The organism is Flavisericum labens, assembly GCF_045446075.1.
Classification (GTDB): Bacteria; Bacteroidota; Bacteroidia; order Flavobacteriales; family Flavobacteriaceae; genus Flavisericum; species Flavisericum labens.
Genome location: NZ_JBJJBQ010000001.1, coordinates 476,674 through 502,262 on the forward strand (window position 1 = coordinate 476,674; position 25,589 = coordinate 502,262).

Sequence of the window (25,589 nt, forward strand, 5' to 3'; positions counted from 1 at the left end):
GGGTAAAGGGAGACTTGAAGATTTTTGGTTCAGACAAATTGGAGTAAAAGGTCGGCAGTTTTGCTAAAATTCATTAAATTCGCGAACTTAAAAGAATAAGCAGTAAATGAGCGCTAAATTTCCTGAATATAAAGGACTTGACTTGCCAAAAGTAGCAGAAGAAATTCTTAACTATTGGCAGGAAAACAACATATTTGAAAAAAGTATATCTTCACGAGAAGGCAACGAAACGTTTGTGTTTTTTGAAGGCCCACCTTCGGCAAATGGCTTACCGGGCATTCACCATGTTATGGCGCGTGCCATTAAGGATATTTTTTGTCGGTATAAAACCCAAAAAGGATACCAAGTTAAGCGAAAAGCAGGATGGGATACTCACGGATTACCTATTGAGTTAGGAGTTGAAAAGGAGTTGGGTATTACCAAAGAGGATATTGGTAAATCCATTTCGGTTGAAGATTACAATAAAGCCTGCCGAAAAGCGGTGATGCGCTATACTGATGTTTGGAACAACCTCACCGAAAAAATGGGCTATTGGGTAGATATGGACGATCCATACATTACCTATGAGCCGAAATATATGGAAAGTGTTTGGTGGTTGTTAAAGCAGATTTACAATAAAGATTTACTGTATAAAGGCTACACCATTCAGCCTTATTCACCAAAGGCGGGGACAGGTTTGAGTTCGCATGAGCTAAACCAACCTGGGACTTATCAAGATGTAACAGATACCACAGCAGTAGCACAGTTCAAAGCAATTGAAGACACTCTGCCAGGTTTTTTACAAAATGAAGGCGATATTCACTTTTTAGCATGGACGACCACACCTTGGACACTACCAAGTAACACGGCATTAACCGTTGGCCCGAAAATCGATTATGTTTTAGTTGAAACTTACAATCAATACACGTACCAACCCATCAATGTGGTTCTAGCCAAAAAACTGGTTAATTACCAGTTTTCGGGGAAGTTCAAGCAAGTAGAGGGTAAATCGGAATTATTAGCTTATAAATCAGGTGATAAAAAAATTCCGTTTTATGTGGTAAAAGAGTTTGTCGGTAAAGACTTGGTTGGCATTAAGTACGAACAGTTATTACCTTATGTCTTGCCAAATGACAACCCAGAAAATGCATTTCGAGTTATTTCTGGAGATTTTGTAACTACCGAAGATGGTACAGGAATTGTGCACACCGCCCCAACTTTTGGTGCCGATGATGCCTTAGTAGCTAAACAAGCCACGCCAGAAGTACCGCCCATGTTGGTAAAAGATGAAAACGGAAATTTGGTGCCTTTGGTAGATTTACAAGGCCGCTTCCGTCGCGAAATGGGAGAATATGCCGGCAAGTACGTAAAAAATGAATATTACGATGATGGTGAAGCACCGGATAAATCGGTAGATGTTGAAATTGCTATTAAATTAAAAGAAGAAAATAAGGCTTTTAAGGTTGAAAAATATAAGCACAGTTACCCTAATTGTTGGAGAACCGATAAGCCTATTCTTTATTACCCGTTAGATTCTTGGTTTATAAAAGTTACCGACGTCAAGGAAAAAATGGTAGCGCACAACGAAACCATAAACTGGAAACCAAAAGCTACTGGGGCAGGCCGATTTGGTAACTGGTTAGCCAATGCCAACGATTGGAATTTATCGCGTTCACGTTATTGGGGAATTCCGCTTCCTATTTGGAGAACTGAAGACCGAAAGGAAGAAATTTGCATCGGTTCGGTGGAAGAGTTAAAATCCGAAATGGCAAAAGCCGTTGAAGCTGGAGTGCTTTCAAAAGATATTTTTGAAGATTTTGAAGTTGGGAACAATTCTGATGACAACTACGCTAAAATCGATTTGCATAAAAATATTGTTGACGACGTTATTTTGGTGTCGCCAACGGGTCAAAAAATGTTCCGCGAAAGCGATTTAATTGATGTTTGGTTCGATTCGGGTTCTATGCCTTATGCACAATGGCACTATCCATTTGAAAACAAAGAATTGATTGATAATAGAACCACGTATCCAGCTGATTTTATAGCTGAAGGTGTCGACCAAACCCGAGGATGGTTTTACACATTGCACGCTATCGGAACTATGGTTTTTGATTCCGTAGCTTATAAAAATGTGGTGTCTAATGGATTGGTATTGGATAAAAACGGACAAAAGATGTCTAAACGTTTGGGCAATGCCGTCGATCCGTTTGAAACACTAGGAAACTATGGGGCAGATGCCACACGTTGGTATATGATAAGCAATGCCAACCCTTGGGACAATTTGAAATTTGACTTGGAAGGTGTTGAAGAAGTAAAACGTAAATTCTTCGGAACGCTTTACAATACGTATTCATTTTTCCAATTATATGCGAATCTTGATAGTTTTAATTACAGTGAAGCTGATATCGCCGTCAATGAAAGACCAGAAATAGACCGCTGGATACTTTCAGAACTGCATACGCTCATCAAAAAAGTAGATGCGTTTTATGCCGATTACGAGCCAACCAAGGCCGCTCGTGCTATTTCAGATTTCACCCAAGATTACTTGAGTAACTGGTTTGTGCGTTTAAGTAGAAGACGTTATTGGAAAGGCGATTATCAACAAGATAAAATTTCGGCCTACCAAACGCTTTACACCTGTATGTTGGCCATTGCCAAATTGGGAGCGCCTATCGCGCCATTCTTTATGGATAGATTGTATCTAGATTTAAATGCCATTACCAAAAAAGAAACGTTTGAAAGTGTGCATTTGGCTAATTTTCCAGAGTTTGATGAAAGTTATGTGGATAAAAGCTTAGAACGTAAAATGGAAGCTGCTCAAACAATATCTTCACTGGTATTGTCGTTAAGAGCTAAAGAGAAGATTAAGGTGCGCCAGCCACTTCAAAAAGTGATTATCCCAATTGATAGCGAAGAGCAAAAAGCTGAGATCTTGGCGGTTTCAAGCTTGGTAAAACACGAAGTGAACGTCAAGGAAATTGAGCTATTGGATGATGCTTCAGATATTTTGGTAAAACAGATAAAACCAAACTTTAAAACCCTTGGACCTCGCTTTGGAAGGGATATGAAAGCTATTGCAAATGAAGTAATTAACTTTTCGGCGGAAGATATTAACAAAATAGAACAAATCGGCAGTTTGGAGATTGCGATTAATGGAAAAAATATTACATTAGATCGCTCGGATGTAGAAATCACTTCTCAAGATATTGAAGGGTGGTTGGTTGCCAAGGAAGGTGCCTTTACGGTGGCCCTAGATGTAACCATTACAGACGATTTACGTAGAGAAGGGATTGCTAGAGAATTGGTTAACCGCATTCAGAATTTACGGAAAGACTCTGGCTTTGAAGTCACTGATAAAATTGATGTGCAGCTTCAAAAAGACGAGCAGGTTATAAGTGCCGTTGATGCAAATATGACCTATATAAAATCAGAAACATTAACAAACGAACTTGAAATTATAGATAAATTAGAAGATGGTATAGAAATTGCATTTGATAATGTAAGTACCAAGCTATTTATCCAAAAACATTAACAACATGGGAGATACACAAAGATATTCAGATAAAGATTTAGCCGAATTTAAGGTGCTGATTCAAGAAAAAATAGATAAAGCACAGCACGATTTAGAACTTATAAAAAGCGCCTATATGAACGACCATAATAATGGTACCGACGATACGTCGCCAACGTTCAAGGCTTTTGATGAAGGAAGTGAAGTGATGAGTAAAGAATCGAATTCAGCCTTGGCTATCCGTCAAGAGAAGTTTATTCGCGACCTTAAAAATGCTTTAATTAGGATTGAAAACAAAACCTATGGTATTTGTCGTGTTACAGGAAAATTGATTAATAAAGAACGATTGAAGTTAGTGCCGCATGCTACATTAAGCATTGAAGCAAAGAATATGCAAAAGTAAATCGTTGCTAATGACATATTTTGAAACGTCTCAAAATAATTTTTGGGGCGTTTTTGTTTGTCATTCCATCATAGACCGAATCTCTTTTAAGAATTTTTAATGTCTCTAAAAAAGTCCGTTATATTAATCATCGTTATTTTGCTGATCGACCAGGTGAGTAAAATTTATATAAAGACTCATTTTACGTTGCACGAAAGTGTAGATGTTTTTAATTGGTTTAAAATATACTTCATTGAAAACGATGGTATGGCTTGGGGCACAAAAATCAGTGATTTCGTTTCATTTGTTTCAGATAGAACGGCCAAGGTTATTTTAACCCTTTTTAGAATTATTGCCATCTTAGGTATAGGCTACTGGCTTTACGATGCCGTAAAAAAGAAAAGCTCGCACGTTCTAATTTTAGCCATTGCCTTTATTTTTGCAGGAGCCTTGGGCAATATAATGGACTCTGTTTTTTACGGGGTGTTATTTGATGATAGTATTAGCCAAGTGGCAACATTTTTACCAGAACATGGCGGGTATGATAGCTTTTTGCACGGCCGTGTGGTTGATATGCTTTACTTTCCCCTTTTTGAAATAGACTTGCCACAATGGTTTCCGTTTTACGGTGGGAAGCGATTTAATTTTTTCGAACCCGTTTTTAATGTGGCCGATGTAGCCATAAGTACTGGTTTTATAATGCTTATTGTGTTTAATAAAAAAGCATTTACCAAAAAACGATAAATTATTTAGTAGTATTTGTTAAATTTGAATTATTAGAATATCAAATTTAATCGTTCTCAATTAAATGAAAGGTAAATCCCTCCTATTAACCTTGTCGCTCTTATTATTTAAAATTGCGTTATCCCAAAATACCTACGATATCGATTTTTCAGGTAAGGACAGAGCGCAAATGTGCAAATCTTGCCTAAAGGCCTTCAAAAAGCAACCGAAAGAAGTAAAATTTTCAGTTAAAAGAGAAAATTCAGATCTTTATTTTGAAATAAATGATAAAGAATGGTTTAACTCGTTATTTCAAAATTCTGGAGATGGTTTGGCTATTGATATTGTTTCAAAGGATAGGTATGCGTGTGAATTGCAAACCATAAATGAAAAACAAATAAGAGGTTTTTTGCTGAAACCAGTTTATTCTGAAGCCTTAAAAAGAGGGTTAAAAAACGTCGAGGACAATCTTTTTAGTACCTGGATAGGTAAAATACCTAATCAATTTCTTGACAAAAAACTAGAATTCAATATTGTATTTATTGGGAACAAAAGTTCATGCCTTTATAATGTCCTTTATGATTTAGATTCATATGCTTCAGATTTATTGGATATGGGCATCTATTTAGATACTTTGACCTATATAAATAGGCAAATAAAACCAAAGGGCGATGATGATTTCGTTGTTAAAAACAAAAAATTAAAGTTTATTATTCCTTTTGAAAAGAATAAATCGAAATACTCCCAAGCTGATATAAAACCCATTTATGACTCGTTGCGGCTAACAGATTTTAATATTAAGGCCATAAACATTAAGGCGTATTCATCCATTGAAGGTATAACAAGTCGAAATATACAATTACAACAATTAAGGGCCAATAGTATTGTTGAGGCATTACAATCGTTTCAAAAGCCAACTATTGAAACAAATGTTTCGACTTCAGAGAATTGGGTGGAATTTTTTAATGATATAGAAGGCACTGAATATGCAGATTTATCATTGCTAACCAAAAATGAGGTTAAAAAAAGAATAGCAGGTTCCATTTCTAGGCAAATGGAACCCATATTAAAAAACCATAGAAAGGCAGTTTTAGAGCTCGAATTGGAAAAAAAGGATAAAAACAGCACACAACCAGTAGATTCTGTATTAAAAAGGTTTAATTCAGCAATTGTTTCAAACAAGATAGATGAAGCTATAGAACTTCAAAATTCGATTTTTGAGAAAATCAAATCTAATGAATCGCCTATTACTATTTTAGAAGAAATGATGATACCCAAACAGGCCAAATTCGCTAAATTATTAAACAAAAATTCAGCCTTTAAATATATGTTGGACCTCAGGCAAGCCTTAATTGTTTACAACGAGCTATTAGAAATTGAAAAACTTGTACCAAAAGATGCACAGGTTAAATATAACATAACCGCAATAAAAATAAAACTTTGGCAATTTATTGCTCTTGAGTCTGAAGATGCAGAAATATTAGGACAAATTAATGAGTTGAAAAACTATAATATTGATAAAACACTGATATCAAGAATGTTGGTTAATTTTAATATGGTGGTAGCCGATAAACTCATGATGGACAAAAATTTTGACGATAAGGATAAATCGGTTTTATTCATAAATAAAAACTTTAAAAAGTTTACCCTGTCGGATTATGATTATTTGAGTTTGGCTCAGTCTTTTAGTTATTATGGCCATGCTGATTTGGCTGTTAAAATATTAGAAAAGAAAGCAAGAAGTATTGATATTAATGAAGATTTATTATTTTATTATTTAAACTTAACACTTGTAAACAAGGAGCTTACACAATCACCAAAGTATAGAACAGCCATGTTAAATGCCATTAATATGAATCGTGAGCGTTTTTGTAAATTATTTAACGCCATAGATAATGGTGGTATTACCTTTCAGTTATTGGAAGACGAGTATTTAAGAAAGACGTATTGCGAGAACTGCAACAACTAAAACTTAAAAACCTTCTTGGGTGTTACACAATAATCCAACTTAATATCGCTCTCGAAAACCTCAGTAATTTCAGTTTCAGCTTCAAAAAAAGACAATCCGACTTTAATGGTTTCTGGTTTGCATTTTGCCAAAAAACGGTCGTAAAACCCTTTTCCGTAGCCAATACGGTTTCCTGTTTTATCAAAAGCTAAAAGCGGAATAAATACCACATCAATTTTATCGTTCGAAATTTCAATACCATCAACAGGCTCTGGTATGTGGTATTCGTTTTTCTTGATTTTTGTATTGTCCGTTAGCAAATAATTGGTCATTTCGCCAGTTTCAAAATCACTTTTCGGAATGAGAATGTTTTTGTCTTTTCCCGATAAAATATTTAAAATATAATCAGTATTAACTTCCTGTTGTTCTTCAATAGACAGGAATATATGGTAAAAAGAAGCATCCCAAATTGGAAGTTTTATAACTTGGTTGGCAATGGCCAAACTAAAGTCCTCAATGTCGTTTAATGACAAGTTTTTACGAAGCGTTTTATATGTTTTTCGCAATTCACTTTTTGTCACTTTATTGTCTTTTTAGTTTGGTTGAAATATGGAATAAGGCATCGCCTTGATAAACAATCGGCGATTCGTTTACGTTAATAATAAAGCCAGTGTTTGAAGCTCTTACAAAGAAGTTAAACTTGCCATAAGGGTCTGTAATATTGCCCAGCATGTCATCTTTTTGCACGTAAGCGCCAATGGGAACAGATGCTTTGAACATACCTGAATATTTAGCACGTTGCCATCTGCTATCGTTAATAAAAACACACTCTTTTTTTGGTTTGGTTGCCTTATATATAGTTTTAAGCATACCCAAATGTTTTAAGACCCGTTTAGAGCCGTTAACGCCCGAATTGGTTACGACATCATCAATATGAAACGATTTACCACCTTCAAAAAGAAGAATGGGTTTACCCAGTTTGTTACATGTTTTTCTAAAGGATTTTGAAAGGTTTTTGGAATAAAGCACAAAAGGCGCTCCGAATACTTTTGCCAAAATATCCATGTCTTTGTTGTCTTTGGCATAGCGCAGTTGTGGCGCATTGAATCTGCCAGAGCCACCAGTATGGAAATCGATAATTAAATCGGCATGCGGCACCACTTCCGTTACAAGTTTGTGAGCCACCCGTGCAGCCAAAGAACCTGAAGGGCTTCCAGGAAAAACACGATTGAGGTCGCGGCCGTCGGGAAATTCACGTTTTAAATTAATAAACCCAAAAATATTGATGACTGACATGCAAATAATCGTTCCGCATTTCGGTTTGTTGATACCCTTGGCTATAAGCTGACGTACTATTTCAACACCATTAACTTCATCGCCATGAATACCGGCTGTGAATAAAACCGTTGGGCCTGGTTTTTTAGAACGCTCGATTATTACAGGAATATGAACCGGCGATGAGGTGTGCAAATTGGCCACATCAAAACTTACTTCTTTGCTTTCGCCAGGTTTTACCTGTTCACCTAAAATGTGAAGTACTTCGCTTTGTTTATCAGCCATTTATTTAGCATTTTTTTCGATGTAATGTAAAATGGCTTTTGCAATATTGCGTCCGGTAGCAGTTTCTATACCTTCAAGTCCAGGGGTGGAGTTTACCTCAAGCAATAAAGGGCCTCTAGACGATTGCAGCATGTCAACGCCGCAAACAGGAAGCTTTAAGGCTCTCGAGGCATTCATGGCCAGTTTCAATTCGTCGTGATTCAGTTTTATAATGTTAGCCGAGCCACCTCGATGTAAATTCGACCGAAATTCTCCATCCTTACCTTGTCTTTTCATAGCGCCGACTACTTGGCCGTCAACAACCAATGCACGTAAATCGGCACCTCCAGCTTCTTTTATAAACTCCTGAACGATGACTCTGGCCTGTAAACCATTAAATGCTTCCAATACAGACTCGGCGGCATTTTTTGTTTCGGCCAAAACTACGCCCAAACCCTGTGTGCCTTCCAATAGTTTTATAATAACCGGTGTGCCGCCAACATGTTCAATCACTTCTTCAACGTCTCTAGAATAGTTAGTAAACACGGTTTTGGGCATCCCAATACCCGCTTTACTCAAGCGCTGTAAACTACGGAGTTTGTCTCTAGAACGTTGTATAGCGTCCGATGTGCAAATAGTAAAAACCCCCATCATTTCAAATTGGCGCACCACAGCACAACCATAAAAGGTTACAGAGGCACCAATACGAGGAATAATGGCGTCAACGTAATCCAAGTATCGGTCTTTATAATAGATGGTCGGTTTTTCTTTTTCAATAATAATGTCGCATTTAAGCGGGTCAATCACTTCTATCTTATGGCCACGTTTTTCGGCTTCTTCAACCAAGCGGTCTGTCGAGTAAAGGTTAGAGTTTCTAGAGAGTATAACTATGTTCATGCTTTGCGTGTTATATAAGAAACGTTTTCCAAATCTACATCAACTATAAATTTTTGTTTTAAAAACTGCCTGCCAATAAGCACCGGGAATTTCATATCGTCTCTAGTGCTTAAAGTTAAGTTAATCTTGTACGTTTTTCCAAAAAATATGACTTCAGATTTCACTTTGTAGCGGTTTTCCTTGTATCCGTTACTGCTTTTTACGTCGGTTCTCGAAAAAACATCAAATACAATTTCGGTCTTTCCAAAGTTTTTGTGCGCACCACTGTTAAAAATACAGCGCAATTTATGGTCTTCTTCAATAATTTCAGAACAGTGGATCGCCGATGTATAAGCCCCCGTGTCCATCTTTACATCAATATTGTACAGACCCAACTTTGGGAAATCAACAATATCAACACGTCCTACAATTTTTTTCATTTCAATTTTTATTTTAGCGTTACCCTTGGGGTCGGGCTTTCACTACTCGCTTCCTCTCCCGATAACTATCGGGATTGGCGAGCTCAAACAGACCGTTCAATCCCTAACGTATCCTTCTCCAAAGGTATTAATAACTCAAAGCTTTTGGTAAACCAATTAAGCCCTGTAAAAGGCAGCGAATGTAGATAAATAATCAATTCAATAATCAAAAATTTTTATAAAATATTAGCGTTTATTCAGTACTATAATTAATAGGTGAAAATTAAAATAATTACCTTTACAACAATGGATACCCCCAATTTAGAGATACAAATAAAAACCCTGCCCAACCAACCCGGAGTTTATCAATATTACGATAAAGAAGGTGCCATTATTTATGTGGGGAAAGCCAAAAATTTAAAAAAACGGGTAAGCTCTTACTTCACCAAAACCCACGATAGTGGTAAAACCAGGGTGTTGGTAAAAAAAATTGCCGAAATAAAGCATATTGTTGTTGATACCGAAACTGATGCGCTTCTACTGGAAAATAACCTGATTAAAAAATACCAGCCTCGCTACAACGTTATGCTAAAGGATGATAAATCGTATCCATGGATTTGCATAAAAAAAGAGCGTTTTCCAAGGGTGTTTTCTACTCGCCGTGTTTTTAAGGACGGGAGCGAATACTTTGGTCCCTATACCAGCGGAAAAACCGTGCACACCTTGCTCGATTTAATTAAAGGATTGTATAGTCTGCGAACCTGTAATTATAATTTATCCGAAGAAAAAGTAGAAGCCGGAAAGTATAAAGTTTGCCTAGAGTACCATTTGGGAAATTGTAAGGGCCCCTGTGAAGGTTTTGAGACTGAGAATAAATACAACGAAAACATAAAAGCCATAAAGGAAATTTTAAAAGGAAATTTTAAAGATTCACTTCAGCAATTTAAGTCACAAATGCATGCTTACGCTGAAAATATGCAGTTTGAAGAAGCTCAAGGTATAAAGGAGAAACTCGATGTACTTGAAAATTATCAAGCAAAATCTACTATTGTAAATCCAAAAATTAGCAATGTAGATGTGTTTGCCATTATGAGTGACGAAAGTTATGGCTATATCAATTTTTTGCAACTGTCGTACGGTTCCATTATTCGGGCACATACCTTAGAGATTAAAAAGAAACTCGACGAAACCGACAAAGAACTTTTAGAGTTGGCTATTACCGAAATTAGGCAGCGATTCAATTCAAAATCTAAAGAAATTTATGTGCCATTCAAGGTCGATTTAGGTGAAGATGTTAAAGTTACCGTTCCAAAATTAGGAGATAAAAAGCACATTTTAGATTTGTCGTTGCGAAACGCCAAATACTTTAGGATGGAGCGTTTCAAGCAAATGAAAATCGTAGATCCAGACAGGCATGCCAATCGTATTATGGCGCAAATGAGGGCCGATTTAAGACTAAATGAAGAACCGCGGCATATTGAATGCTTTGATAATTCGAACATTCAGGGAACAAATCCTGTAGCGGCTTGTGTGGTTTTTAAAAATGGAAAACCAAGTAAGAAGGATTATCGGCATTTTAACATAAAAACCGTGGAAGGACCAGACGATTTTGCTTCTATGGAAGAAGTCGTGTATCGCCGCTACAAGCGTTTGCTCGATGAAGACCAACCGTTGCCGCAACTTATTATTATTGATGGCGGAAAAGGACAATTGTCATCCGCATTAAAGAGTCTGGATGCTTTAAACTTGAGAGGTAAGATTGCTATCATCGGAATTGCCAAACGTTTGGAAGAATTATTTTATCCAGGTGATTCAATTCCCTTATATTTAGATAAGAAAAGTGAAACCTTAAAAATAATACAGCAGTTACGTAATGAAGCGCACCGTTTTGGTATAGAACACCACCGAAACAAACGCAGTAAGAGTGCGTTAAATACAGAATTGGAAACTATTCCAGGGGTTGGAGAAAAAACGGTTGTGGAGCTATTAAAACGTTTTAAATCAGCAAAACGAGTGGCCCATGCTAAACTAGATGAATTGGAAGAAGTAGTTGGCGTGTCGAGGGCAAAAAAGGTTTATAATTATTACCACGAAAATTAAAAAATGGAATTATATTTAAAGTGTTTGTCATTTTAAAATGACAAATGCATTAAAAACACTGAACTTTAAATTATCAAATTGTACCATAAAGCCATAATGTTAGCCCTATTACTAATGGGTTCGTTTTTTGCGAAAGCGCAAAATAAACCTGTTGAACAACCCCAACCCAAAATAGGTTTGGTGTTAAGTGGAGGTGGGGCAAAAGGTTTGGCACACATTGGTGTTTTAAAGGTTATTGATAGTTTGGGTGTAAAGGTCGATTATATAGCAGGAACAAGTATGGGAGCCATAATCGGGGCATTATATGCTTCTGGTTATTCTGGCAAGGAACTCGATTCTATTTTTCAAAAAGTCGATTTCGATAATATTATTAACGACGATTTGCCACGTGCCTCAAAAGCCTTTTATGAACGTGATAATTCTGAAAAGTATGCCGTTACCCTACCTTTTGATAATTTTAAAATAAAATTGCCCTCAGCACTATCAAGGGGACAAGTAGCCTATGGTTTAATTTTAAAGCTATTACTTCCTGTAAATCATATTAACGATTTCAGTAAACTGCCCATTCCGTTTTTCTGTATTGCCACTAATGTCGAAAATGGACAACAGGTAGTTTTAGACAATGGAAACCTTACACAATCTATTATGGCGAGCGGTGCCTTGCCGTCACTTTTTCAACCTGTGGTTATTGGCGACAAGATTTTAATTGATGGAGGGGTGGTAAACAATTACCCTATTGATGAGTTGCGTGATAAAGGAATGGATATCATTATTGGAATTGATGTTCAGGACGGCTTGGTAAAACGTGAAGACTTAAGATCGGCACCTGAGGTTTTAATCCAAATAAACAACTTCCGAACCATCAACGCTATGAAGTTGAAGTCACAAAAAACAGATGTTTATATTAAGCCCAATATTAAAGATTTCAATGTGGTTTCTTTTGATAAAGGCAGTATGATAATTGAAGAAGGTGAGGAAGCGGCCTTGTCAAAGCTTAATGTATTGAGAACTTTGGTGTCTCATAACTTAGAAAGAGATATAAAAAAGAAATTCAAGGTTAAACCAGTAGATAGTATAAAGATCAATAAATTTGATTTTAAGGGAAACAAAAATTACACCAGAGCTTATATACTAGGAAAACTAAAACTAAAGAGCGAAGAGAAAATAAGTTATAAGGAGCTTAACAAAGGAATTTACAATGTAGTAGCCACTAATAATTTTGATTCATTTCAGTTTGAACTTAAGCCAACCAAAGATGCTGAAGGTTATGATTTTATTGCCAATGTTAAAGAATCTCAGGTCAAGACCTTTTTAAAACTGGGCGTTCATTATGACGAATTGTACAAGACCGCTGCACTGGCAAACCTTACCCAAAAACGCTTGTTTTTCAAAAATGATGTGGCGGCTTTAGATATTATACTTGGAGATAACGTTCGCTATAACTTTGAATATTTAATTGATAAAGGGTTTTATTGGAGTATTGGATTGAAGTCTAGATATAACCAGTTTCATAAAAGTATTAATGCCCAACTCTTATTGGACGACGAACAAATTACTGCCACAGGTTTAAAAAAACTTGATGTAAAACTAGAAGATCAAACCAACCAATTTTATTTGCAAACATTGTTTAGGAGGGATTTTTCGCTTAGCATGGGGGTCGAACATAAGCGTTTGGAAATAAACTCTGAAACCATTTCTGGAAATAACACCAATGAGGATTTTTTACTAGAAAATACCGATTATGTTAGTCTGGTTGGTAACTTGAAACTAGATACGTACGATGACAAATATTTCCCAAAAAGGGGTGTGTATTTTAATGGTGATTTAAACATATACCTATATGCTTCTGGTTTTGTTGATAATTTTAAGGATTTTTCAATAGCCAAGGCAGATATGGGCTATGCTTTCAGTGTTTCGGATAAACTATCATTTAATTTGAAAACCAGTGGAGGGTTTAAATTAGGAGATAAATCTACCAGAACCTTAGATTTTGCTTTAGGCGGTTATGGCAATAATTTAATAAACAATTTTATACCTTTTTTAGGTTATGATTTTATTTCACTTACAGGAAATAGCTACGTGAAAGCTTGGGCGACGGCAGATTATGAATTATTTAAGAACCATCATATTACACTTGAGGGTAACTGGGCAAATGTTGATGATAATATTTTTGATACAGGTGAATGGTTTACCTTGCCAGACTACAGAGGGTATGCCTTGGGTTATGCCGTTGAAACGTTTTTAGGGCCAGTGCAGGCAAAATATAGCTATTCGCCAGAACAGGGAAGAAGCAAATGGTTTTTTAATATTGGTTTCTGGTTTTAGTAGGTTAAATTCAATGTTTTTTTTAACTCGTATAAAATTCCGATATTTGAAACTATATGATGCTTTTCTGGAAAGATTTACTTCAACATCTTCATTTTCTTATCAAGAGAAATCCTGAGTAAGCTGGCATTTTTGTATCTTTATATACATTGGTTTTTAGTCTATTAATACTCAATCCGAGAGGAAGGGGTAAACTCTAAAATTTTACAAAATGCCTTTTTATCATAAATTAGGAAAGATTCCTCATAAACGCCATACCCAGTTTAGAAAACCAGACGGCAGTTTATATTACGAACAACTTTTTGGTACTATTGGGTTCGATGGCATGTCCACAAACAGTTATCACGAACAGCGGCCAACGCAGGTGAAAGAAATAAGAAAGCAGAATAGTGTCCAACCAAAAATTGCAAAATCCAATAATATCCAATCATATCGTTTCAAAGGGTTTCAAGTAAAGCCAGAGGATGATTATTTAGAAAGCAGAAAACCCGTTTTGGTGAATAGTGATTGCGCTATAATCTTGGCAGCACCAAGATATTCAACCCAAGGTTATTTCTATAAAAATACCGATGCGGACGAGTTGATTTTTATCCATAAAGGTTCAGGGAAGCTTAGAACGCATTTGGGTAATCTCGATTTCAAGTATGGTGATTACTTATTGGTGCCAAGAGGGATTATCTATAAAATAGATTTTGAAACTCAAGATAACAGGTTGTTCATTGTAGAATCAAGACGGCCTATTTATACGCCAAAACGCTACCGCAATTGGTTTGGGCAATTATTGGAGCATGCACCGTTTTGTGAGCGCGATATCCGCAGGCCACAGGAGTTGGAAACCAATAATGAATCGGGAGAATTTTTAATTAAAGTTAAAAAACAGGATGACATTATTGAAATGGTATATGCTTCACACCCTTTTGATGTGGTGGGGTATGATGGATATAATTATCCTTATGCTTTCTCTATTCATGATTTTGAGCCTATTACTGGGCGAATCCATCAGCCACCACCAGTGCATCAAACCTTTGAAACCGATGCCTTTGTAGTGTGCAGTTTTGTGCCGAGATTGTATGACTACCATCCGCAGTCCATTCCTGCGCCTTACAATCACAGTAATATAGATAGCGATGAGGTGTTGTATTATGTTGATGGAGATTTTATGAGCCGAAACGATATTGAAGCTGGTCATATTTCTTTACACCCAGCAGGTATTCCACATGGTCCGCACCCCGGAGCCACCGAACGCAGTATTGGTAAGACTAAAACTGATGAGTTGGCCGTTATGGTAGATACATTTAAACCCTTGAAAGTAACCGAAGAAGCGTTAAAATTAGCCGACGATAGTTACTATACATCGTGGTTATAAAAGCCCAACTTAGCCTTCCCGAAGGGAAGGCACAGTTTGATTGCAAAATAAAAACAATTAGTACAAGAACTCAAATACCCAGTTTGAGTTTCTCCCCTTCGGGGAGATTAAGAGGGGCTTATCATGAGTAAAAATATAGAATCAGTAAACTACGGATTGGAAAAAATATTTGAAGGCGCACAAGACTTTTTGCCCCTTTTAGGAACGGATTATGTAGAGTTTTATGTGGGCAATGCCAAACAAGCAGCACACTTTTATAAAACGGCATTTGGATTTCAGTCCTATGCCTATAAAGGCTTGGAAACCGGTTCGAAAGATTCTGTGAGTTATGTGTTAAAACAGGATAAAATAAAATTAGTTTTAACCACGCCATTAAATAGTAAATCGCCAATAAACGAACATATAGTAAAGCATGGCGATGGCGTAAAGGTGGTTGCCTTATGGGTTGAAGATGCCAAAAAAGCATACCAAGAAACCACCAGCAGAGGTGCAAAATCGTATTTAGAGCCAACTGTAGAAAAAGACGAACACGGTGAGATAGTGCGCTCTGGTATTTATACTTACGGCGAAACTGTGCATATGTTTGTAGAACGTAAAAACTACAAGGGTACGTTTTTGCCAGGATTCAGGGAATGGAAGTCAGATTATAACCCAACCGCTGTGGGTTTAAAATTTATTGACCACATGGTGGGCAATGTGGGCTGGGGGCAAATGAACAAATGGGTAAAATGGTATGAAGATGTTATGGGTTTTGAAAACTTTCTGTCGTTTGACGATGAACAAATCCATACTGAATATTCGGCATTGATGAGTAAGGTCATGAGCAACGGTAACGGCCGAATCAAATTCCCAATAAATGAGCCCGCCAAGGGAAAAAAGAAATCGCAAATTGAGGAATATCTCGATTTTTATGAAGGAGCAGGTGTGCAGCACATTGCTGTGGCCACCGATGATATTATTGATGCGGTTTCGCAATTAAGAGCGCGTGGTGTTGAGTTTTTGTCGAAACCGCCAGAAGCATATTATAAAGCTGTTCCTGGGCGTTTGGAAGAATACAGCCACCAGCTTAGGGAAAATATTGAAACTCTAAAAAGTTTGGGCATTATGATTGACGCTGATGAAGAAGGCTATCTGTTACAAATTTTCACCAAACCAGTAGAAGATAGGCCTACGTTGTTTTTCGAAATTATTCAACGAATGGGCGCACGAGGCTTTGGTGCAGGAAATTTTAAAGCACTCTTCGAATCCATCGAGCGCGAGCAGGCCAATAGAGGAACGTTGTAAGAAATGCATGTATTTCAATTGAAATACATGCATTTCTTATAATATAACTAATGTTCTATTTTTGACCTTTTTTAAAGCCATAAGTGTTTTGACCGATAAAATCTTTGGGGAATTTATCGTCACCTTTAAATCCAATTTCTATGGTTCCACTATCTTCAGGTATATAATTGGTTTTAAAAATATAATCCCATAAGCTTAAACTAATGCCATAGTTTACGCCATAAGTTCCTTTTGGTAAAACATACGCATGGTGGTATAAATGCATTACAGGGTTATTAAATATATACTTTAATGGCCCCCAAGTAATTTTAATGTTGGCATGGTTTAAATGGCCGATAGCAATGGTTATAAAATGAATTACATAGGCTTGGTCTGGCTCAAAACCTCCAATAATCATTACACCAAAAGTTTTAAGGGGTTTATATAAAATATTCTCCATCCAGTGATATCTTAGATGTGCTGCAAACCCCATTTCTTTTACGCTATGATGCACTTTATGGAACTTCCATAAAAATGGGTATTTATGTAATAAAACATGTGTAAACCATTGTACAAAGTCAAGTATTATAAAGAATACTAATAACTGCAACCAAGGAGCCCACTCAGAAATGTCAAAAATCGCAAGGCTTTTGGCGGTTAAATTTATTTCTCCAAAAAGCAACCCTATTATTTTATAAACGCCACTAATGACAATAGAGAAAATGAAAAAATTGAAGAACATGTAAAATGCGTCGAGCCAAAAGTCCTTTCTGAAGATTGATTGTTCTTTTCGCCAAGGAAATATAATTTCCAACAACCAAACAAAAACTGAAATAGTTATAAGTCCCCAAAAGTAATTTGTGTACCATGGAACATCAAAAATTATTGATTTCCATGTCCAGTTTAATGTGCCTTGAAATGCATTTATAAAGGCGTCTAGGTATTTTTCCATAGTTAATTTATTAATTGTTCATCGTATTTTTAGCGTTAAACACTTCACCAAAATAAAACTATTGTGTTTTAAATATAGGTAAGGTTTTAAGTATATGTATTCCATTTGTCTATTAATCCATCAGTTCATACCAATCAACATGCTTTATAACCTGGCGCCTTCCCTTCTTTTGTGGAGGATAGTTGGTTACTAAGTAATTGACGATAGTTTCTTGGTTTTTTCCCAAATCCCAAAGGTTTTGTGTTTCCTGCATCCATTTAATTGTGGTATTCCAACGTTCCGCATTCATTCTATTTTGAGTTACTAATTTGGCTGAATGGCAATTAGTACAATTATTTACAACAGTCATTAATCCTTCGGCGTCCATCAATCCTGTTCTAACATGAATACCATTTTCTATGCGGTCTTCATCTATTTCTATTGGTTTTGATATTAACGTTTCTGTTTCAGTATTAAAATTTAAAAAACCTGGATTTACCATATGGTAAACCAACCCACCTCCAGTAATTACGAACAAGAAAAAAAGAATCATCAATAGACGATATACTTTTCTGACTTTTGCTATAAACACTTCTTCTTTAGACATTTATTTTACTTTAACTGCTATCCTATGGCAGGCATTATTTAAATATCCTTTCGGATTCCATCCAGGTAAAAGCATTGGTTGTGCAATACCATTAGTATCTGTTGCTCTTGCCCAAATTTCGTAATAACCTTCTTTTGGAAAATTAACTGAAGCTGAAAAGTGCTGCCATGCTAATCGATTTGACGGTTTTTCAATATTACAGTTTGCCCAAGTAGAACCGAAATCTATTGAGTATTCCATTTTGGATACCTCAAGTTCTCCTGCCCATGCATGTCCTCGAATATTTAAAGATTTACCTTTTTTTATCATTGCCCCTGTTTTAGGATAGGTAATTAATGATTTTACTGGCATTGATTCAATGACACACATATCCTCATTTTTTACTTTTTCGCCTGGAGCGACTGGATTACAAGGTACTCGGTACGCGGTTCCAGTCATTTTTGCCCCGTCATGAACTTTGTTACGTATACTGATTCTGTTAATCCACTTACCAGAAACCGAGGCTGGCCAACCACCAGCAACTAAGCGTAATGGATAACCATGAATTAACGGGATGTCTTCACTATTCATTTTAAAAGCTAAGAGTGTTTCATCTTGAAGGGCTTTATCCATTGGGCATCCTCTAGAGATGGGTTCTTTTTTTTCGTCTTTACTTAAATGTTGGTCTACCGCATGATAGCCAATATAAACGGCATTACTTTTTATGCCGGCATCTTTTAGTACATCTGCTAAGCGAACACCAGTCCATGAGGCACAATGTACAGCACCAACAGTCCATTGATTTCCTTTAGCGGGAGGGTCAAATTCACTTCTTCCGTTACCACCACATTCTAAAGTTAATTGATACGTATAATGTTTGAATTTTGATTTTAATTCTGCTAGTGTATATGTTTTTTCGTTGACAACAGACTCACCATCAATAGTTAGTGTCCATATGTTTGGGTCAATGTCTTCAGGTACTAACCCGTTGTTTCTAATAAACATACAAGAGTTAGGTGTAACTTTATCGTCTAACAAATGTGCTTGGGCTTCAATATTCCAAGGTTTGTCATTTAGAACAACCATTTCAGGGTTCTTCTTGAACATCTTGAAAGGGTCGGGCTCCTGCAAGCCAATGGGCGTATATCCTTTTAAGATGTTAGAGCCAAAAACCAGTTCGGTTCCTATAATTGCAGCAAAAGACCCCAAAGTTGTCTTTTTTATAAAGTCACTTCTTTTCAAAGCTGTTTATGATTTAAAAATTAAAAGTTTAAAATACAACAACTTAACCTGTCCTATTGTAACTTTTGTTACAATAAAGATTAAACGATACCTATATCTTGTGAAGAGCAAAACGGATATTTGAATTATGAAACATATTAAAAAAGATTTTGAGACCAATTTTACAGGATGGTCATTTATTGCTGCTGCATTATTGTTGTGGTTTGGCTGGGTATTATCTCCACATCATATTGGGGAATATATTGTGGCTTCTGATTTTGCTGAAATAGGTAAAAATGTTTGGTATTGGATTTGGATGTATCGTATTCATATATTTGGCTGGGTAACTATGGGTATTGCTCTATTTGCATTTATTTCTGTTACTGCTAGAAAACCTTATAGGGTGCTCATCTTACCAGGGGGTGGTATGACTATTATTGGAACTTTTACGTTAGCAATTGCTGCGGCATATTTTTATAATCATGGTGCCTGGGGTGTTGGTCAAACATCTGGAATGTCGGCAATTGAGCTAAAAGAATTCATGAATAATTTGTTATTTACCAACCAATATGTAACTTGTTTTATTCGTTTTGGCCGCATTTTTTCTGGTGTAGGTTTGGTCTTATTTGGTATCGCCCTGGTTAAGTGGAAAATAATGAGCCTTTGGCTGGGTTGGTTTACGGTTTTATTAGGTTTTTCAGCAATGGGGGTTATATTATTGATTCCTGATAATTTTGAAATTTATAAACCACTATTTCATGTTAAAGTGGTTTGGTTGGGTGCTATGGGTATGGCATTACTCATGAAAGGTGTAAGTTTACCCGATACGAAAGTTTAGTGTTTCTTATGCATATTAGTATTGCAAAACATTTTAACAGAAAAAAACTAAAAAATGTTTAACGTATTAAAAAATAAATTACATTTGCCGCACTTTTAGCTGAACAAATTGAAACCTGTTTCTATGTTCGGGCTTTTGAAAATTAGGAAGTCATATTCAAAAGCAGCTTACAGATTAAGTAACCGAATTTTAAAGCTAACTTCCGTTTCTCCAATATATGCTATACAGCATAAATACGGTTTCGTGCCTACTACTCAGCGCGAAATACAGATTTGATATCGTTTATTTTTTATTGTCTTAACGTGTAGTTAATCTATCTATTACATCTTTAACTTTTTATAAAAAACAAATTGAATACAAAATATATTGATTTAATCAATCAAACTTTTGATTTTCCTCAGGAAGAATTTAAAGTTGATAAAGGAGAGTTACATTTTCATGATATTGATTTAATGCAGCTTGTTGAACAGTACGGAGCTCCGTTAAAGTTTACTTATTTGCCGCAAATATCCAATAATGTTAATCGGGCAAAGGTATGGTTTGCACATGCTATTAAAAAGCACAATTACAAAGGGCAGTATCATTACTGCTATTGCACAAAAAGCTCACATTTTAAACATGTTTTGGATGAGGCTTTGAAGAACGATATACATATTGAAACGTCTTCAGCTTTTGATATTGATATTGTTGAAAACCTAAAGGCGTCTGGTAAAATTACTGATGATACTTTTGTAATTAGCAATGGGTTTAAGCGCGCGCAATACGTTACCAATATTGCTCGGCTTATTAATAACGGACACAAAAATGCTATCCCTATAATTGATAATTACGAGGAAATTGATTTGCTATCAAAAGAAATTAACGGCAAGTTTAATGTGGGCATTCGCATTGCATCTGAAGAAGAACCCAAATTTGAGTTTTATACCTCGCGTTTAGGTATTGGTTATAAAAATATTGTGCCGTTTTACAAAAATCAGATTGCCAACAATAAAAAAGTTGAGCTAAAAATGCTGCACTTTTTTATTAATACGGGCATTCGTGATAACTCTTATTACTGGAACGAGTTGCTAAAATGTTTAAAGGTTTATACCAGCTTAAAAAAGGTTTGCCCAACATTAAACAGCTTGAATATTGGTGGTGGTTTCCCAATAAAAAACTCATTGGCGTTTGATTTTGATTATGAATATATGATTGACGAAATCATTAACCAAATCAAATTGACGTGCGAGGAAGAAGAAGTGGATGTTCCGCATATTTTCACCGAATTCGGAAGCTTTACAGTTGGCGAAAGTGGTGGGGCTATTTACGAAGTGTTGTACCAAAAGCAGCAAAACGACCGTGAAAAATGGAATATGATAAATTCATCTTTCATCACAACATTGCCAGACACTTGGGCCATTAATAAGCGCTTTGTTTTGCTGGCGGTAAATCGATGGCAAGACAGTTACGAGCGTATATTGCTTGGCGGTTTAACTTGCGATAGCGATGATTATTACAATAGTGAACAGCACATGAATGCTATTTATTTACCAAAATACAATAAAGAAAAACCGCTTTACATCGGGTTTTTTAACACGGGCGCCTACCAAGAAACCATTGGCGGTTTTGGAGGTTTACAGCATTGTTTAATACCATCGCCAAAACATATTTTAATAGATAGGGATGAAAACGGACAGTTGACAACAAAACTGTTTAGCGATCAACAAAAAAGTGAAGATTTACTAAAAATATTAGGTTATCAAAACATTCAAAATGACGCTGTTGAAGATGAAATTAAACAAGTTGAGCTAACCCAAAAACAATAACTTAATAGAATGAAAACTTACGCAGGAATTCCAGAGGAATTTGCAAAACTAGAACGAGCAAAAATCGTTTTAATCCCAGTGCCTTATGATGGTACAAGTACCTGGCAAAAAGGAGCCGATAAAGGCCCGAAAGCTTTTTTGGAAGCTTCAGAAAATATGGAGCTTTATGATATTGAAACTGGTACCGAAGTGTATCAGCAAGGTGTGTTTTTGGCCGATGCCGTGACAGAATACGCTTCACCAGAAACTATGGTGGATGCTGTTCATGGTGCTACAAAAAAGTACATCAAAAAAAATAAGTTTGTTACTATTTTTGGTGGTGAGCATTCCATTTCTATCGGAACTATTCGTGCATTTAACGAAATGTACCCCAATTTAACGGTACTTCATATTGATGCGCATGCCGATTTGCGAAAAGAGTACGATGGTACTGCTTGTAACCATGCTTGTGCGGTTTACGAGGCTAGCCAAACTACTAATTTAATTCAGGTGGGGATTCGTTCTATGGATATCATGGAAAAAACCGTAATGGACGAAGAGAAAACTTATTTTGCGCACGATATGGCGGCTGATGATACTTGGATGGATTCGGCCATCGACCAAATGACCGATAATGTATTTATAACTTTCGATTTGGATGCTTTCGACCCTTCTATCATGCCAAGTACCGGAACCCCTGAACCAGGAGGATTGTTGTGGTATGAAGCCTTAGAGTTTTTGAAGGTGGTTTTTGCCGAAAAAAATGTGGTAGGCTTTGATATAGTAGAGCTGTGCCCGAATAAAAAGGAAAAATCATCCGACTTTTTAGCAGCTAAATTGTATTATAAAATGCTGAGCTATAAATTTATGGATGAAGCCATAGAAGACGATTACGACAATGCTTTTGGCAATTCGGAACAAAAAAATAACCATTCAAAATTTGTTGACAATGACAACTACTAAAGGACCTATTTCTCAATTTATAGAAAACCATTATTTGCATTTTAATGCTGCGGCATTGGTTGATGCTGCTAAAGGTTACGAAACGCAATTAAACAACGGTGCTAAAATGTTGGTATCTTTGGCTGGTGCCATGAGTACCGCCGAATTGGGTAAAAGTTTTGCAGAAATGATTCGTCAAGATAAAGTGCAAATTATTTCTTGTACTGGAGCAAATTTAGAGGAAGATATTATGAATTTGGTAGCACATTCGCATTACAAGCGTGTGCCTAACTATCGTGATTTAACGCCTCAGGAAGAATGGGGTTTATTGGAAAAAGGCTTAAACCGAGTAACCGATACTTGCATTCCGGAAGAAGAAGCTTTTCGAAGATTGCAAAAACATATTTTTAAAATTTGGCAGGATGCTGAAGCCAAAGACGAACGCTACTTTCCACATGAATACATGTATAAAATGTTGTTGTCTGGGGTTTTGGAAGAATACTACGAAATCGATTTAAAAAATTCATGGATGTACGCTGCTGCAGAAAAGAATTTACCCATTGTGGTTCCTGGATGGGAGGATAGTACCATGGGCAATATTTTTGCTAGCTACGTATTAAAAGGTGAATTGAAAGCAAGTACCATGAAATCAGGTATTGAGTACATGACCTTTTTAGCTGATTGGTACACCGGAAATTCCAGAAAAGGGATTGGTTTCTTCCAGATTGGAGGTGGTATTGCTGGCGATTTTCCTATCTGCGTGGTGCCCATGTTATATCAAGATATGGAACGTACCGATACGCCGTTTTGGAGTTATTTTTGTCAAATAAGTGATTCTACAACCAGTTATGGTTCGTATTCCGGGGCCGTTCCAAATGAAAAAATAACTTGGGGAAAATTAGATATCGATACGCCAAAATTTATTGTAGAAAGTGATGCTACTATTGTCGCTCCTTTAATTTTTGCTTATCTTTTAGGCTTGTAAATTGACCAATCAATATTTTAAAAATGACCCAAATGAAAAATAGAAATGATAATCTAAAACGTGTTATTGTAGATTTTAAAAAATTAACACCAGAGATTTTAGCATTGCTTGTTGAACGATACCCTGATGGTTATGACGACGACCAAATTATATCCTTCAGAAATCAACACAACGAGATTATAGAAGCCGTTGAGGTGGTTACTGCCGACACCAAATATTTAGTAAAAGTGAGTACCAAACTGGCATTGACCATGGAAAATTACGATGAAGACGATTACGAAGATTTTGCTGATAACGACCCCGAAGCCGTTCAAGAGCCGGAGATTTCAGATGAAGATTCAGACGACGATAACAATTAAAAAACATATAGTACCATGAGAACAGCTGTTTTTAAGTCCTACGAAAACGGTTACTTCAATTTTTGGTTTGAAAACGGAGAGGAGCTTTCTTTTGAAGAAGTGCACCCGCGGGTTTTAAAACAATTTGATTTAAAAAACGACAAAAGTTTAGTTGATAAAGATTTTAGGATAACATTTGTTGAAGATGAAGACGGAGACGATGTTATTTATAGAGTTGAAAGTTTAAAACCCCTTTAGTTTATGCGTTATGCAAGCAATATTCCACCTATCTTTACCTTGCAAGAGTGTGAGGGAGACAAGCCGTTTTTACACCAATATTGGTGCGACCTTGGGGAGAGCTTCCCAAAATTGGGCTGATATAAATTTGTACGGCCATCAAATTACATTTACAAAAGCCGGAAAATTTAATTTTCAAAGTCCAAATTATGTTTTTGAGGGTAAAATTCTGCCCGCTTTCCATTTCGGAATTGTTTTGGACAACGAAAACTGGAAAGCAATTTATACCAAGCTTAAGGAACAAAACCTCGATTTGGTTACAGAATCTACCTTTTTAAAAGGTAAAGTGGGGCAGCACCATTCCTTTTTCGTAAAAGACCCTAACGAATATATGTTGGAGTTTAAAAGTTTCAAGAATTCACAAGACATTTTTAAAAATCAGTAAGTGTACAAAACAGTTGCTTATCAAGTAGCAAGTACCATCAATATAAAAGAAAGCAAAGGCCATTTGCCATGGACCTTGCTTTTTCAAGATAGTGACGAGCTTTATTACAAGGTGTCTGAAGATGCTTTTGTTTATCTGTTTCAATATGGCATGGTCAGCTTTTTCAATTTAGAAAAAAAGACCATCGCCGAAATATTGCAAAAAATTAAACCATTTTGCAACGATTATTTTTCCGAAAAACTATCAGATTCGGCCGAAGTTATTGTTAAATCTAATGTAATCAAGGTCGGCTTCGATAATATTGTGCTCCCAAAACTCGATGAAGAAATGATTCGTTTGGTAATGTTGAATACTTCGCAATCTGTAGCACTAAACCGCTATTCTGAAATTACGGAAGAACTACTTAACGAAACCAAAAAACATACGGCATACCTTGAAGAAAACGGAAAGTTGGATATTTCTGGAAACAAGCTGAAACGTTTCATCGGTAAGGCACTTAATATTAAAAATAGAATTTCAGAAAACCTATATATTTTCGATTCTCCAGAAATTACTTGGGAAAACGAGCAGCTCAATAGACTCAACTTAGACTTAAAACGTTCCTTCGATTTAAAGGATCGCTACCGCCTTATTCATGATCGCATTGAAATTATAAAGGAGAATTTAGAACTCTTCAAAGATATTATGGATCATAAGGAAAGTAGTAGGTTAGAATGGATTATTATTATCTTAATCGTCATTGAGGTCATCGATATGTTCATTGCGAAACTTTTTAACCTGATTTAAAAAACATGATATTTTATATGTATATTTAATGTGTTGATTGTCAAAAGTATTCGTTGTATTTCGAT

The 25,589-nt window shown here is 36.2% G+C and carries 23 protein-coding genes; 16 read left to right on the forward strand and 7 right to left on the reverse strand.

The genetic code is table 11. The features are described from left to right. Nucleotides 1-106: 106 nt before the first annotated feature. The 4 genes from ileS to ACIEHO_RS02140 all read left to right on the forward strand — a co-directional run bounded on the left by ileS (nucleotide 107) and on the right by ACIEHO_RS02140 (nucleotide 6,564). Complete coding sequence (gene ileS, locus ACIEHO_RS02125; RefSeq protein ID WP_406968160.1) at nucleotides 107-3,511, forward strand: isoleucine--tRNA ligase; 3,405 nt, start codon at nucleotides 107-109, stop codon at nucleotides 3,509-3,511. Between the two features lie 4 nt (nucleotides 3,512-3,515). Next, a complete protein-coding gene (locus tag ACIEHO_RS02130; RefSeq protein WP_406968162.1) occupies nucleotides 3,516-3,893 on the forward strand; it encodes a TraR/DksA family transcriptional regulator in 378 nt (125 codons plus the stop codon). Nucleotides 3,894-3,992: 99 nt separating this feature from the next. Next, on the forward strand, nucleotides 3,993-4,616 hold the full coding sequence (locus tag ACIEHO_RS02135) for a lipoprotein signal peptidase (protein WP_406968164.1): 624 nt from the start codon (nucleotides 3,993-3,995) through the stop codon (nucleotides 4,614-4,616). A gap of 64 nt (nucleotides 4,617-4,680) precedes the next feature. After that, nucleotides 4,681-6,564, forward strand: coding sequence for a hypothetical protein (locus ACIEHO_RS02140; protein WP_406968166.1), 1,884 nt, complete (start codon nucleotides 4,681-4,683; stop codon nucleotides 6,562-6,564). Here ACIEHO_RS02140 and ACIEHO_RS02145 read toward each other — a convergent pair. From ACIEHO_RS02145 to ACIEHO_RS02160, 4 genes are read right to left on the reverse strand one after another with little or no spacing between them, the layout of a single operon-like run. Then, the gene (locus ACIEHO_RS02145) at nucleotides 6,561-7,124 is read right to left on the reverse strand and encodes a 5-formyltetrahydrofolate cyclo-ligase (protein ID WP_406968168.1); all 564 of its coding nucleotides are present in this window, start codon (nucleotides 7,122-7,124) and stop codon (nucleotides 6,561-6,563) included. The genes ACIEHO_RS02140 and ACIEHO_RS02145 overlap by 4 nt on opposite strands. 1 nt (nucleotide 7,125) lies before the next feature. Further along, nucleotides 7,126-8,103 (reverse strand): succinylglutamate desuccinylase/aspartoacylase family protein, encoded by a 978-nt coding sequence (locus ACIEHO_RS02150; protein ID WP_406968170.1) that lies wholly within the window; start codon nucleotides 8,101-8,103, stop codon nucleotides 7,126-7,128. Then, a complete protein-coding gene (gene rimK / locus ACIEHO_RS02155; protein WP_406968172.1) occupies nucleotides 8,104-8,979 on the reverse strand; it encodes a 30S ribosomal protein S6--L-glutamate ligase in 876 nt (291 codons plus the stop codon). Then, nucleotides 8,976-9,398, reverse strand: a complete 423-nt coding sequence (locus ACIEHO_RS02160; RefSeq protein ID WP_406968174.1) for an ATP-dependent zinc protease family protein — start codon at nucleotides 9,396-9,398, stop codon at nucleotides 8,976-8,978. The genes rimK and ACIEHO_RS02160 overlap by 4 nt, the downstream gene beginning before the upstream one ends. Nucleotides 9,399-9,683: 285 nt before the next feature. On the opposite strand from ACIEHO_RS02160, the gene uvrC reads away from it, so the two are divergent. The 4 genes from uvrC to hppD all read left to right on the forward strand — a co-directional run bounded on the left by uvrC (nucleotide 9,684) and on the right by hppD (nucleotide 16,452). Next, on the forward strand, nucleotides 9,684-11,477 hold the full coding sequence (gene uvrC, locus ACIEHO_RS02165; protein WP_406968696.1) for an excinuclease ABC subunit UvrC: 1,794 nt from the start codon (nucleotides 9,684-9,686) through the stop codon (nucleotides 11,475-11,477). A gap of 96 nt (nucleotides 11,478-11,573) precedes the next feature. Then, on the forward strand, nucleotides 11,574-13,802 hold the full coding sequence (locus tag ACIEHO_RS02170; RefSeq protein WP_406968176.1) for a patatin-like phospholipase family protein: 2,229 nt from the start codon (nucleotides 11,574-11,576) through the stop codon (nucleotides 13,800-13,802). A 211-nt stretch (nucleotides 13,803-14,013) separates the two neighbouring features. Next, on the forward strand, nucleotides 14,014-15,168 hold the full coding sequence (locus ACIEHO_RS02175) for a homogentisate 1,2-dioxygenase (protein WP_406968178.1): 1,155 nt from the start codon (nucleotides 14,014-14,016) through the stop codon (nucleotides 15,166-15,168). A gap of 123 nt (nucleotides 15,169-15,291) precedes the next feature. Further along, entirely contained in the window at nucleotides 15,292-16,452 is a 1,161-nt protein-coding gene (hppD, locus tag ACIEHO_RS02180) for a 4-hydroxyphenylpyruvate dioxygenase (RefSeq protein WP_406968180.1), read from the forward strand. A gap of 55 nt (nucleotides 16,453-16,507) precedes the next feature. Here the strand turns inward: hppD and ACIEHO_RS02185 are convergent, their stop codons facing one another. The 3 genes from ACIEHO_RS02185 to ACIEHO_RS02195 form a co-directional block, all read right to left on the reverse strand. Then, nucleotides 16,508-17,383 carry a sterol desaturase family protein gene (locus ACIEHO_RS02185; protein ID WP_406968182.1) on the reverse strand — a complete coding sequence of 292 codons (876 nt, stop codon included), beginning with the start codon at nucleotides 17,381-17,383 and terminating at the stop codon, nucleotides 16,508-16,510. A 112-nt stretch (nucleotides 17,384-17,495) separates the two neighbouring features. Continuing rightward, a complete protein-coding gene (locus ACIEHO_RS02190; RefSeq protein WP_406968184.1) occupies nucleotides 17,496-17,969 on the reverse strand; it encodes a monoheme cytochrome C in 474 nt (157 codons plus the stop codon). Continuing rightward, on the reverse strand, nucleotides 17,970-19,190 hold the full coding sequence (locus ACIEHO_RS02195; protein ID WP_406968186.1) for a sulfite oxidase: 1,221 nt from the start codon (nucleotides 19,188-19,190) through the stop codon (nucleotides 17,970-17,972). It lies immediately after the preceding gene. Between the two features lie 127 nt (nucleotides 19,191-19,317). Here ACIEHO_RS02195 and ACIEHO_RS02200 point away from each other — a divergent pair, with 127 nt between their 5' ends. The 8 genes from ACIEHO_RS02200 to ACIEHO_RS02235 all read left to right on the forward strand — a co-directional run bounded on the left by ACIEHO_RS02200 (nucleotide 19,318) and on the right by ACIEHO_RS02235 (nucleotide 25,524). Further along, nucleotides 19,318-20,007 (forward strand): hypothetical protein, encoded by a 690-nt coding sequence (locus ACIEHO_RS02200; RefSeq protein ID WP_406968188.1) that lies wholly within the window; start codon nucleotides 19,318-19,320, stop codon nucleotides 20,005-20,007. Between the two features lie 350 nt (nucleotides 20,008-20,357). Next, entirely contained in the window at nucleotides 20,358-21,812 is a 1,455-nt protein-coding gene (locus ACIEHO_RS02205) for a type III PLP-dependent enzyme domain-containing protein (protein ID WP_406968190.1), read from the forward strand. A gap of 9 nt (nucleotides 21,813-21,821) precedes the next feature. Continuing rightward, nucleotides 21,822-22,754, forward strand: a complete 933-nt coding sequence (speB, locus tag ACIEHO_RS02210; RefSeq protein ID WP_406968192.1) for an agmatinase — start codon at nucleotides 21,822-21,824, stop codon at nucleotides 22,752-22,754. Further along, entirely contained in the window at nucleotides 22,741-23,718 is a 978-nt protein-coding gene (locus ACIEHO_RS02215; RefSeq protein WP_406968194.1) for a deoxyhypusine synthase family protein, read from the forward strand. Before speB ends, ACIEHO_RS02215 begins: the two co-directional genes overlap by 14 nt. Before the next feature lie 32 nt (nucleotides 23,719-23,750). Continuing rightward, nucleotides 23,751-24,077, forward strand: coding sequence for a hypothetical protein (locus ACIEHO_RS02220; protein WP_406968196.1), 327 nt, complete (start codon nucleotides 23,751-23,753; stop codon nucleotides 24,075-24,077). 15 nt (nucleotides 24,078-24,092) lie between these two features. After that, a complete protein-coding gene (locus ACIEHO_RS02225) occupies nucleotides 24,093-24,314 on the forward strand; it encodes a hypothetical protein (RefSeq protein WP_406968198.1) in 222 nt (73 codons plus the stop codon). Nucleotides 24,315-24,363: 49 nt separating this feature from the next. Next, nucleotides 24,364-24,738, forward strand: coding sequence for a VOC family protein (locus ACIEHO_RS02230; protein WP_406968200.1), 375 nt, complete (start codon nucleotides 24,364-24,366; stop codon nucleotides 24,736-24,738). Then, entirely contained in the window at nucleotides 24,739-25,524 is a 786-nt protein-coding gene (locus ACIEHO_RS02235) for an RMD1 family protein (RefSeq protein ID WP_406968202.1), read from the forward strand. The last annotated feature ends 65 nt before the right edge of the window (nucleotides 25,525-25,589 follow it).